The 12,374-nt window shown below is 47.9% G+C and carries 9 protein-coding genes; 2 read left to right on the top strand and 7 right to left on the bottom strand.

Translation table 11 applies throughout. The features are described 5' to 3' along the window. Nucleotides 1-47 precede the first annotated feature (47 nt). Nucleotides 48-1,229 (top strand): iron-containing alcohol dehydrogenase, encoded by a 1,182-nt coding sequence (locus NE562_RS03735; RefSeq protein ID WP_280961061.1) that lies wholly within the window; start codon nucleotides 48-50, stop codon nucleotides 1,227-1,229. A 247-nt stretch (nucleotides 1,230-1,476) separates the two neighbouring features. On the opposite strand, the gene NE562_RS03730 is transcribed toward NE562_RS03735, so the two are convergent. The 6 genes from NE562_RS03730 to NE562_RS03705 all read right to left on the bottom strand — a co-directional run bounded on the left by NE562_RS03730 (nucleotide 1,477) and on the right by NE562_RS03705 (nucleotide 10,164). Next, nucleotides 1,477-2,622, bottom strand: a complete 1,146-nt coding sequence (locus tag NE562_RS03730; RefSeq protein ID WP_280961060.1) for a permease — start codon at nucleotides 2,620-2,622, stop codon at nucleotides 1,477-1,479. 96 nt (nucleotides 2,623-2,718) lie between these two features. Beyond that, the gene (locus NE562_RS03725; protein WP_280961059.1) at nucleotides 2,719-4,017 is read right to left on the bottom strand and encodes a TRAP transporter large permease; all 1,299 of its coding nucleotides are present in this window, start codon (nucleotides 4,015-4,017) and stop codon (nucleotides 2,719-2,721) included. Then, complete coding sequence (locus NE562_RS03720; RefSeq protein WP_280961058.1) at nucleotides 4,017-4,499, bottom strand: TRAP transporter small permease; 483 nt, start codon at nucleotides 4,497-4,499, stop codon at nucleotides 4,017-4,019. The genes NE562_RS03725 and NE562_RS03720 overlap by 1 nt, the downstream gene beginning before the upstream one ends. Before the next feature lie 72 nt (nucleotides 4,500-4,571). Beyond that, nucleotides 4,572-5,618 carry a TRAP transporter substrate-binding protein DctP gene (gene dctP / locus NE562_RS03715; protein ID WP_280961057.1) on the bottom strand — a complete coding sequence of 349 codons (1,047 nt, stop codon included), beginning with the start codon at nucleotides 5,616-5,618 and terminating at the stop codon, nucleotides 4,572-4,574. Further along, nucleotides 5,615-7,501 carry a PHB depolymerase family esterase gene (locus NE562_RS03710; RefSeq protein ID WP_280961056.1) on the bottom strand — a complete coding sequence of 629 codons (1,887 nt, stop codon included), beginning with the start codon at nucleotides 7,499-7,501 and terminating at the stop codon, nucleotides 5,615-5,617. Before NE562_RS03710 ends, dctP begins: the two co-directional genes overlap by 4 nt. A gap of 212 nt (nucleotides 7,502-7,713) precedes the next feature. Further along, the gene (locus NE562_RS03705) at nucleotides 7,714-10,164 is read right to left on the bottom strand and encodes a GH39 family glycosyl hydrolase (RefSeq protein ID WP_280961055.1); all 2,451 of its coding nucleotides are present in this window, start codon (nucleotides 10,162-10,164) and stop codon (nucleotides 7,714-7,716) included. Between the two features lie 332 nt (nucleotides 10,165-10,496). Between NE562_RS03705 and NE562_RS03700 the strand changes: the two genes are divergently transcribed. Beyond that, on the top strand, nucleotides 10,497-11,108 hold the full coding sequence (locus NE562_RS03700; protein ID WP_280961054.1) for an AAA family ATPase: 612 nt from the start codon (nucleotides 10,497-10,499) through the stop codon (nucleotides 11,106-11,108). Between the two features lie 71 nt (nucleotides 11,109-11,179). Here NE562_RS03700 and NE562_RS03695 read toward each other — a convergent pair whose 3' ends face one another. Beyond that, nucleotides 11,180-12,025: an AraC family transcriptional regulator gene (locus NE562_RS03695; RefSeq protein WP_280961053.1), complete on the bottom strand. Its 846-nt coding sequence runs from the start codon at nucleotides 12,023-12,025 to the stop codon at nucleotides 11,180-11,182. Nucleotides 12,026-12,374: the final 349 nt, after the last annotated feature.

Here is a 12,374-nt window from a genome sequence, read left to right as displayed (position 1 = left end):
GGCTGATAGTAATAAACCTATGATTTTCGTTAATGGAGGACTATGACATGAATTTTGAAATGTATGTACCGACCCGCATTTTGTTCGGCGAGGGAAAACTGAATGAGCTGCACAACCAGACCATGCCGGGTAAAAAGGCCCTGCTGGTCATTTCTAACGGGAGATCTGTCCGGGAGAACGGCGCACTGAAGCGTACGGAAGAGCAGCTGCGTATGGCCGGTGTGGAGACCGTTTTGTTTGACAAGGTAGGCGCCAATCCGCTCAAAGCCACAGTGGAAGAAGGGGCTAAATTAGCAAAGGACAGTGGCTGCGACTTCGTCACAGCGCTGGGCGGGGGCTCCGTGATGGACGCGGCGAAGATCATGGCGATGTATGCGCTCCAGCCCGGCGAGCTTTGGGACTATGTCGCGGGAGCGACAGGCAAAAACCGCCCCTTAGAGGAGGCGGCTTTGCCCGTGATCTGTATCACCACCACCGCGGGCACCGGATCTGAGGTGGATCAGTGGGGCGTGGTCACCAATCCGGAAACCAATGAAAAGATCGGCTGCGGCGGCATGGACAGCCTGTTTCCCGTATTGGCTGTCGTAGATCCGGAACTGATGGCAACCGTTCCCCCCAAGTTCACCGCCTATCAGGGCTTCGACGCGCTGTTTCACGCCACCGAATGCTATATATCCGCCGCAGCCAACCCCATGGGGGATATGTATGCGCTCACGGCGATTGAGCATATCGGTAAATATCTAGCACGGGCGGTGAAGAATGGTGGCGACCGAGAAGCAAGAGCGGGCGTGGCCTTTGCCAATACCCTGTCCGGCGTGGTGATGACGGTCAGCGCCTGCACCAGCGAGCACTCTATGGAGCATGCGATGAGCGCCTATCACCCGGAACTGCCCCACGGCGCGGGTCTCATCATGATCTCTAAAGCGTATTATACATGGTTCATCGACCATCACGCCTGTGACGAGCGGTTTGTCCGTATGGCGAAAGCTTTGGGCATGGCCGAAGCCAAGGAACCGATGGACTTTGTCAAGCGGTTGGGGCAGCTTCAAAAGGAATGCGGCGTAGAAAACCTTAAAATGTCCGATTACGGTATCCGGAGCGACGAGTTTATGACCTTGGCTGAAAATGCCCGCGCTACCATGGGCGGCCTGTTCGCATGTGACCGGGTGCCGCTCAGTGCCGAGGAATGTGCGGGGATCTATGAGCGTTCGTATGCATGTGGCCAATAAAATACACGCAATTATTTGAGAAATAGCTTTTAAGAGCCCACTTTTGGAAAAGCAAAAGGGAAAATTAATAAATCCATAGCGGACACAAAAAGGCCACCCGTTTTTTAAGGTGACCTTTTTGTGTCCGCTGTGGTGTAAAAGTATGCGACAAGGACTTAAGGCAGGGAAGTACCGTTGAGTTTAAGCTGCTACTGTTCATAATCATTCGTTAATTGGTAACCAGAATGTATTTAAGAGGGATACATTTCTAAGATAAAAGAAACTGTACAACCAAAACTAACGTGATTAATGCGACCGGATAGGTGGTTGCATAGGCGGCAACAACATCATCAGTTTCTGCTGCTTGTGTTAACGCCGCGAGTGAAGGCGTACAGGTCATGCTGGCTGTCATTGCGCCTAGACCGTTCAGCAATGGCAATTTCAGCAGATAGCGAAACACCGCAAATCCAGAAAATAACGGAACAATGACAAAAAGAAACCCATATAAAACAGGCCAGATCCCATATAGGTGAAATATCTCCGATACCCCATGTCCGCCTTGAACACCTGCGCCGGAATAGAATAATAGCAGACCTAGCTCTTTGGCTGGGATGATGAGTGCTGAGGAACATCGCAGATCTATTCTGCCTAAGTGGCCAATGCCGCTGAGCAATAGACTGGCTAATAGAGGGCCTCCGGTAACTCCAAGAGCGAAGGCGCCGCCACTGGGTAATGTTAGGTGAAGCGCGCCAAGCGGAATGCCGATCAGCACAGCAATAGCAAACGGAAACAACCCCAATTTCTCAAACTGAAGCAGATTTTTACGGCTATTTTTTTCAGCTGTAGCAGTAGGCTGCGCAATCAGCGCACGCTCTTGTGACATGTTGGCATGAAGTATTTTTGGAATCAACTGTATAAATAAAACCTTACAAACTACCCCCACAGGATACACGATACCATATCCCGCTGCCACCACAGTGGCCGCATTGGAGGAAGCAGCGACTGCCTCTTTGGCTGCTGCAAAGCCGGGCGAAGTCGTAAAGGCTCCGGTCATAATACCAACGGCAAGCGGCGCATCGACTTTTCCAATATGGATGACTGCAAGGCACAGGCAATATCCTACCGTAGCGGTTACAAGACACAAAATTACATAGGACAAGCCGTTTTTCTTTAAACGCTGCAAAAATCCCGGCCCAGCGCTAAAGCCCACGGAAGTAATAAAGAGAACAAGTCCAACCGTTTGTAAAATCTCAGGTAATTCGACACCCAAGTGTCCAAATACAAGTCCAACAAGAAAAATAGCGGCGGTGCCTAGCCCAATGCCTTTTATTCGTATTGATCCCAGAAAGTAGCCCAGAAGCGCAATGCCGAACACACACATTATTGTTAATGTAGTTTGATTAAATGTGAACACAATAATTTACCTCCAAAGCAAACGGCCGGCTGCTTAGCCGGCCGTTTGCTATTCAAAAGAGTAGAAAAAGAAAAGAGGGAAGCGTGCCAATACAACTTATCCGCCGAAAATGGACGGTAAAAAGAGAGAGAGGGCCGGCACATAGGTGATGATCGCTAATGCCACGATGCCCGCGGCGAAAAGTGGCATGGCAGCTTTGGTATATTCCTTTACTGTAATACCGGTTGTTTGGCAGGCGGTAAACATAACCGTACCAAATGGCGGTGTACATGCACCTATTAGCCCGTTGACCGAATACAGAATGCCAAAGTGCACGATGTTTATCCCGACTTCGCCGAGTACTGGAAGCAGCAGCGGCAAGATAAGTACAGTGACCACGTTACCTTCCATAAACATGCCGATAATGAGCAGGAAAATATTAATAATGAGTAAGATTACGTACTTGTTGGTAGAAACGCTAAGCAGCAACTCAGTAACACGCTGTGGTATTGCTTCCCACGAAAGATAATAACCGAGCGCCGCGGCGCATCCGACAATAATGAGGATAGAGGCCGTGCTCTTAGCAGAACTGACAATGATTTTTTTAAAATCGGAAAATTTCATTTCACGGTATACGAACAGGCCGATAATGGAAGCATACAGCACGCACATCGCGCCGCCCTCAGTGGCGGTGAATAAGCCAATACGCATACCGCCGAGCAGGCCAATCGGCATAATCAGCGCCCAAATGGAGTCCTTGAGTGAGAGCAACCACTCCTTTGGAGAATATCTTCGATCAGACTTGATGCCCCAATGGTTTCTTTTGCTGAGATACCACACAGTGAACATTAAGCAAGCGGCTATCACGATTGCTGGAATATATCCGGCAAGAAACATATCTCCGACTGAGCAGTTAGCATAAAACGCGTACATAATCAGTGAAATGCCGGGGGGAATAATAGGTGTAACGATTGAACTGATGGATGAAAGCGCGGTCGAAAAGCTTTTGGGATAACCGTCCTTGACCATATCGGGAACAAGAATTTTACATTCGTTGGCGCAGTCTGCTAATGCAGAACCGGATACACCGCCCATGAGCGCGCTGAGCAGTACGTTTACTTGCGCCAAACCGCCGGTAAACCGTGAAACGATCATGCGGGCAAATTTCATCATACGCGATGAGATGCCGGCATAATTCATAATCTCACCAGCCATAACGAAGAACGGTACCGCCATCAAAGGGAAGTTTTCTGTTGCGACCGCAATGCGTTGAAAGCATATACCGACATCAAGATCTGTGCTGATGAAAACGAAATAAAAGATGCCGGGTACCAATAGGCAGGAATAAACCGGAAAGTTCATGAGAAACATGACAACACAGATAATAAGGGGCAGCCAAATCATAAAATCATTCATCACGCATCCCCTTCTTTCAAAAGCCGAAAATCTTCAATAATATGCGGAATGGTGTAAACAGACATCAAACCGAACCCAACAGGCATTGCGGCATACTCATAGGCATATGAGAGCCGCAATACCCCCATGACCTTGACCGATCCGTTTAAGGTATAGTCAAGTGCAAGCCATGCAACATAAGCAAAAATCACAAGCATGGCGATATCAACGAATACGGTTATCGCTTTCTGTATCTTTGCGGGCAGCAGTTCCATAGCTGCTTCAATGCTGATATGGCCGCGCGAACGGTAAACAGCAGCTGCACCGACAAATATGCACCAGACATATAGCATGGTAATGGTTTCTGATGCCCAACCAAAGTTAATTGTCGAAAAGAAATAACGAAAGAACACATTGACAATCGTTAAGCCGACGACCAGCGTAAAAAGAATGCCCGTAATGATAATATCCAAATTTTTAAGTATTTTTTTTACTGAGTCCACTTGAAATCCCCCTTTCGTTGTGTTAAATGGGCGCGGCTCATAGGGCTATGGGCCGCGCCACATACCATTCGTTTAGTTCTCGTAACCCATTGCGGTTCGTACCGTTTCACGCAGGCCATCGGACCACTCGGGGAACTTGGTGTAAACTACTTCAGTGGCCTCTTTAAACGCATCAAGGTCAACTTCATCAATTTGAATACCAAATTCATTGGTTAGCTTGTCCTTCACCTCATCATTGAGCGCCTTGTTATCATCGCTGTAGATAACGCCTGCTTCGGTTAATACTTGGTCAAAAACAGCTTTATATTCGTCGGGGAGCGAATTGTAAAGCTCCTCCGAGGTATAGTAAATCGAGGTTAAAATCATATGATTGGTCTCCGCGACATGTGAGGTTACTTCATATAGCTTGCAATCATATAGATCGGGGTAGGAAGGCTCACATGCGTCCACCACTTTCTGTTGAAGCCCGTTATATTGCTCCGAGAAAGACAATGTGGTTGCTGAACCGCCGGTCATAGCTTGGCAGATTTCCCAGTACATCGGGCTAGACGGTGCACGAAGTTTCATGCCCTGCATATCGGCTGGCGACTTGATAGTTTTGTTGGAGCATACTACGCGAGGGCCGCAGTACATCATGTCATATGCGTGCATTCCTTGCTCGGATAACGTCGCTTGAATGGAATCCCACCATTCAGAGGCGTTTAGTTTTTCGTAATCGTACAGATCATCGTAAATATAAGGCGCGCCAACAATAGAGATATCAGGCACTAAGTCGCCCAGCAATGGTGAACCTGCACAAGCGATCATCGGAGCGCCATTTTGTACCTGCTCTATATTGTCCATATCTGCTCCGAGGGCACCATTCCAATATATTTCGCACTTTAGCGTGCCATCTGTGCGTGACTCCAGTTCATCCTTGATATAGCGCCATGCATTACCGGAAGCGTGGTCTTCACCGTTCATGCTGGCTAATTTGATAGAGATAGTTTTGCCGCCAGACTTTTCAGAATTCTCATCTGTGGATTCTACTTTCGCGTTGCTACCGCAACCAGTCAATGCGCTGAATAGCATAACAGTAGCTAGACCCAAGGTACAAAATCGTTTCGTGTGCTTTTTCATTTTGTTCTCTCCTTACTAATTTTAATATGTTTGCTGTCAAGTTTGGCGCGTAAGCAGGTCTCATAAGATCTATCGTGATAAACCACCGAGCCGTTTTCCCGAGAGAAGCGGCTAAAATGCTCATCCCAAATACGGTAGGACATTTCCGGCATGGTAGCATGAGGAAAAAACTCAATCCAGCTAAAACGCACCATCGGGACTCCGTCCACATTGCGATATGTTAGGTCGTGCCATCGGTCACCATGGCGAGTCCAGCCATCCGTCCAATTATCTGGAGTTTCCGGATTCAAGTGGTTATTTTTGCGCCAAGTGGTCAATGCAAGCGCTGTGGTGTTTCCATCAGCTGGAAGATGAGGAATCAGCCACGGTTCCATCTCACCGCAAAACATCCAAATAGGGATTTCGCAGTCCTCTCTGCTTTTGATATCCTCACGCTCAAGCAGTCCGGGACGGGCAAAGTCGAGCTGAAGCATCGTGCCCGAACACGGCGCTGCGGCAGCGAAGTATTTGCTCATGGTCATAGCCAGTGCTTGCACCATCATAGAACCATGCGAATGTCCGGTAATATACATGCGGGATCGATCAATGGCATGTTCGCAACAAATTTGCTCAATCATGGCTTTAAAGAAATGTTCCTCTTTCGGTCCGTTTTCTACATTGCCGAGAAAATTCCAAGTGGGTAATGGCATATTGTCCGGCCCGGCGCCCGAATCAGGATGGCGATGAGTCGGCTTTCCGTACAGTGCTGTCGGTAGTGCAAGAATAAAACCTCGATCCCGAGCGACCCGATCCCACCCGGAGTTACCAGCGTAGACCGCGCCGTTGCAAGAGTAGCCATGCATCGCGAATACCAGTGGCACCGGTTTTTGCGGTGTATCCAGCACCGATTCTGGCACATATACATACCATTCGCGCATCCAACCTTCAATTACCTCGCAATGATATTCCATTTCCAGATCGTTAATCGGATCTAAGGTGACACGCAGGTCCCCCTCGGGGTCTGCCATCCAGCGGCGATGGCGGTACAAGAATCCTTTCCAAATACGGCGCAGCAGTAAATTTGCGAATGTGGCCGAGCTTTTAGGGATGATACTGTGCCGAACTACATAAGCTTTGCAATCTTGATTGCGGGGATAAGCGGTCTCACATTTTCGTCGATATTCAACAGTATCGGGGCTGATTCTATGCTTCTTGCCCGAAACACCGCACGCGTGTTGCCAATATGCGATAGTTTGGCTGTCCTCTCCGATCGGGGATAAGGGATCGTCGATTATCCATGCTGGCACAGGGATTGCACCTTTGCGATACGAATTACGAGATGAAACATCTGTGTAACCGCACAACTTGTTGCAAACATCGTTTTGAGCGGCGGCAAGATAATCAGCGGCAATTAACGATCCGCCCACAGCAACAATGCCGGCATAAAAAGTAGGATTCCACATTACCGCCATATTTGCAAGCACACCGCCTTGACGACAACCGGTAATATACAGTTTTGATTCGTGAACACAGCATTTACCACGCTGCCGAGCTAGACCGGCCACTGTATCAATGTAAGCCACGTCACCAGTCGGGTCGGCATAAGACTCATTGGTATTCCAGCCTTTATCTAGTGGCTCAAGAAAAATCAGCACCATCTTCTCTAGACTTTCCTCTGTATCCGCAATAAATCGCCACAAGCTTTCATTATAGACTTGTTCAAGTCGCACGCCGTTTTCCGGTAAAATCATTAGACCTGCGCACGATTCCCGAGTCTCCTCTGGAATATAGAGCAAAAATCTGCGTTTTTGACCATTTATTACGATGGATTCTTCATATGCACCTTGGAATAACGGAATATATGGATGGACAGGATCGATACTTCTCTCCTGATGGTCAAACAAAACTGAACCCTCCTTTGCGCAGTATTAGCTGCGTGGTCGTTTGATGTATCTTCTATGATTGAAGTATACCAAACGCCAAGAGGGTTCAGCGATTTCATTTTGTACCGGATTCTTTCTAAAAACTGACCACTTTTTGGTGGGATATTATAGCAGGATAGATTTTGCACGCAGCGTGGATAGATATTTCTTGTACAAACTGCACAATGTTGCCGTTATAATTCCTTTTCTAGGATAATCATTTCAACTTCATGAGTTTTTAAACATGCAGATAGCTGGATTTCATCATCGATGGATAGATTTTTATCCTCGATCAGGAGCTGATCTGCATAACGCCTTAATTTATCTGCCTGTTCAGCCCGCAAATACGCGGGAGCCCCCATCGAAAGCCAATGGTCAAAGGTAGAACCATTCTGCCGACTGATTTGATAGCGTCGTAAACGCCATATCCCCGCCGGGAGATTTTGTATCAAAACGGAAAAGGTGCTATCCGGATTGTTGATAAAAACACTATATGCGTCCGCTGGATTTTGCAGCGTACAGTAGCGATAGCGGTAAAGATTATCATACTGTGTGCAGTTATAAAATAAAAGCTGCACACAGTTCTCACCGGCTGTCACGAAATAACCATCTCCGCTGCCCAGTATGCGTTCGCCGAGACGATTCAATAAGCGCATGGCTTGCCAGCCGGCTTTGGGGATTCCGTTATAGGTAAACAGCCCAGGTCCGCCATGGAATGTCCCATCCATGTCATGCTCCTCCAAATAGTCTGTCAGCAACCAATAACCGAATGATTCGGACCGGTCATAATTTCGGCAAATTGTCTGTACAATCCAAGAGGACTTATAGCAGGTCTCTGCCGCGAGATCGCGTTGCCATAGCGTTGAACTCCATTCGACCAACCAGACTTCCGAGCCGTCCATGCCGAGTGTGTGTAATAGCTTATAGATTTCCGACAAAATGTTTTGTGTAAAGTTTGTGTCGCGTGACAGTATGGAAGGAGCCGACATCTGAGATAGTGAAAACTTTGCAAAATCGGGGTCGCGTTGGATAGTCTGATACGGATAATTTTTGAGTGTAAAAAAATCTGGAAGGCAATTATGGTTTTTAGCAAACTCTATGAACCATCCAATATGGTCGTTTTCATATACAGCACTTGCATGCGTGGACGGGCCGCCAAATAAAAGCTGCTTATCAGCCCGCTTGACTGCCCGATAGCTCGCCTCATACATTTCACAACATTCTTCAAAACTGATCCATTCCGTCATAACAATCGAAAAGCTCATCGTCTCGAAGCGCCAAGTACGTACTTCGGTTGCCCCATATCGTTCCAATAAATGAATGACCAATCCATAAATCATCCGCTCCCATTTCAGTCGGTCATTGGCAACGGAATAAAAGCTGCGTCGGCGAAATGGTGTTCTAGGCGTTTTAGCTAACCCCATTGGCACATAGCTCAACTCTATAAAAGGACGCAGGCCAGCAGATACGATAAAATCAAGTACCAGATCAACATTGATAAAACTCAGCCGTAAGTTTCCTTCTGCATCTTCATTATAAAGCCCCATATCGTCGTCTAGAATGCCGTGAAATCTCAAATATTGAAAGCCGATTTCTTGCTGAGCTTGAATAATCTGATCCTGCACGACCTGAATTAAAATATCGTGTGCATAACCGACATTTAATAGGTTCTTCCATGTGTGCCGCAGTGCGCGACCTTCTGCTGTATAAGAAAGGCGTAAATGAAAGCGCTCCGTGCTTACAGCGGGTACGTCTTCAGCAGAAGTCTCCTCGTCATTATCAGCAAATTGCAGCAAATATGACATATCCATTAGTTGCAGTTCGCTGCTCTTTTGAAAAACACTTTCTATCGGATGCTGTTTACGATATTCGTTTGGTGTCATCCCATGCTGTGTTTTAAAATAGTGAATAAAAGATGCGGTATTCTTAAAACCGCATGCGTAGCTGATGTGTGTGACGGAATGATCGGTTCGCAACAGTTCATGCTGAGCCTGTAGCAAACGGAGACGAGTAATATATTCGGTCAACGTACAGTGTAGCGTTTTTTGCACCAGTCGTGCCAGATAGTTAGGGGATAAGAACTCACGTGCCGCTAAATCAGCAACTCGCAAATCCTCATTCCAATGCTGATGAATGTACGACAGCAAATGCTCGATCCGCCGCATCGTGTCCATTTTAATTGCTTTTGCATTACCGCTATCTAATTGTAAAAAGTTCTCTTGCAAAAAGTTGAGAAGGCGAATGGTGTGCTGTGTCGTCGGGATTCGATTGTCCGGCTCGCGGAAATAGGTCTGAAATACATTTGAGAGCAATTTGCGAACCGCATCGAACCGACCGTCAACACCGGCGGCATCATCAAGCACATAACAAGAAAATATACAGTTTTCCACGCCTGATAGGTGCAGATATTCATATGGAATATGTAAATAAATAATTTTACCATCTGCTGCGCATTCACAATAGGATAACTCAAAACGATTAACGACGTATAGCCCGCCTTGCTGCAATTCATATATCTTTCCACTTACCATAATACTGTTGTGCCCAGCGGTGGACAGCACAACATCAATTCCGTTTCCAAAGAATAAATTGCTTTTTTCCGCATTACAGATGTAGAAGCATATTTGATCCTGTGAATGTTCCAACGAAATCACCATCTTTCCGCGGAATCATCCGCAATTTACTTTATATTATTTTTAGATTAGACTAGGTACCATGCCTAACAGCACCCCAAAACGTTTTTCTTAGCGTAATTGTATATTAAATTTAGCCGTTTATCAACTGGAAGAAATAGAGTACTTGTTCGAGGTGAACGCGAAAACAGATGTTTGGGCCCTATGTTGATGCAACGCTATGCGTTTCCATGAATTAGAATAAAATAGTGAAATCCTCTTGACAAAAATCATAAACTGGTGCATACTATGGTTATCAAGATTGTACACTTTGTATAGTTGGCAGGACAAAAGGAGGGTGCGTTATGAATCAGAACTTAGTTATCACGATAGGCCGTGAATATGGCACAGGTGGTCGGGAAATCGGCCAGAAATTGGCCCTCCGTCTGGGCATTGCGTTCTATGACCGCGAGCTCATCACGCGCGCAGCCAAGAAAACCGGCTTTGATGAAAAGCTGTTTGAACAGCTCGACAAGCGGGCCACCAACAGCTTCCTGTATTCGCTTACCATGTTTGGTTCGGTCGGCCTGAACGGCATGAGCCTGACCGATCAGCTTTATCTGGCGCAAGCCAACACCATCCGCGAACTCGCGGAGGCGGGCCCCTGTGTCGTCGTTGGCCGCTGCGCCGACCACGTCCTACGGGATTTTGAAAACCGGTTCGATTTCTTCATCCATGGTTCCATCGAAGACCGCGTCAAACGCATTCAGACCTGCGGCGATTACGAGATCGAAGGCAAAACGCCGGAGGCTGCGCTCGAAAAGATGGATAAACAGCGTTCTACTTATTACAACTACTACACCGGCAAGGTGTGGGGCAAGTGCGACCATTACGACCTTTGCATCAACGCGGGCCGTCTGGGCGTGGAAAATGCAGTGGAAGTCATTATGTCCTATGTTGATAAGCTCAAGAAGTGAGCGTATCATAAAGAAGAGAGAAGAGAAGAACGCGAAGGCCGCGCCCCATTGGGGCGCGGCCTTCGCGCATTTTATCGCCATTTGATGCGAAATTGCAGGGGGGTAAGGCCGGTGCCTTTGCGAAAGGCCGAAACAAGGTGGGAGGTGCTGCAAAAACCACATGCTTCGGCGATCTCCTCAACGCTGCGGGAGGTGGTGGTCAGCTGCTCCTTGGCCGCGCGCAGACGGACGTTCAGTAAATATTGGTGCGGAGTGACCGCGCGGTATTCCTTGAATTTGCGCAGATAATAGCAGGTGCTCATGGCGGCCCGGTGGGCAAGCTGCTCTACCGAGGTGGTTTTATCCGCAAAGTGCGTATCCATATATGCGGCGGAGGACTGGATCGCTTGTTCCAACTCGCTCTTGGGGCTGGCGTTCGCCATGATCGCCAAATGCGCCAGCAGATCGTTCAGCGCGACGGAAAGCATGTGCGGTTCGTCCACCTTGCGGCGAATTACGGTGAGCACGCGCTCGCAGCAGGTCTCTATCGCGGCGCTGTGGGCGATGGGCAGCACAAAGCCTTGGCTTTGCAGGATCAGCTGGGTATAGGCTTCGCTTCCGCCGCCGACCATATGGAACCAGCGCATGCGCAGGTCGTCCGTCACGGCGTAATAGCGGTGCGGCGTACGGCAGTCGAGCAGCAGGATCGCGCCGGAGGGCACGGTCTTGTGTTGGCCCAAATATTCGCAGCCAAGCTCGCCCGCGTCCACAATGATGATCTGGCAGGCATGGAGCGGCTCGTCTCGCTGTACCACATACTGGCGGTCGCAGTGGTAGATCCCGGCGTGCGGCGCATGGCAAAGGTTAGCGGCGGTAAAGGTATCCGGTTCGCGGTAAAAGCGGATGGAATCGGGCAGTACGCCAACGTCCTTCAGCATAAAGAAACCTTCCTTTCGCGCTTCCATAAAACAGTATGATTTTTTGATGTTTTATATCAAGATTATGTAGTGATTTCTGATAGTAAATATTATACGATAGGGCTGCAAACAAAAGCAAGCAAAAAAGCACCGGTTTGCAGGCCTTTTTTCTGATTGTTCATTGGTAAAAAGAAGAGCACACGGAAAAGATGCCAATATCATTTCTTGATATAACGAAGAGGAAAATTTGAGAGAGCGATCATTTGGGAGGAATATGACATGAAAGAAATTCGCATTGGTTTGATTGGCGCTGGCTGGATGGGCAAGGCGCACACCACCGCGTTCCACAACGCAAAAATGATTTTTGGCG

It is taken from the genome of Butyricicoccus faecihominis (assembly GCF_024462775.1).
Lineage (GTDB): Bacteria > Bacillota > Clostridia > Oscillospirales > Butyricicoccaceae > Agathobaculum > Agathobaculum faecihominis_A.
Note: the sequence above shows the minus strand (reverse complement) of the source record. Positions and strands in the feature narration are given on the sequence as shown.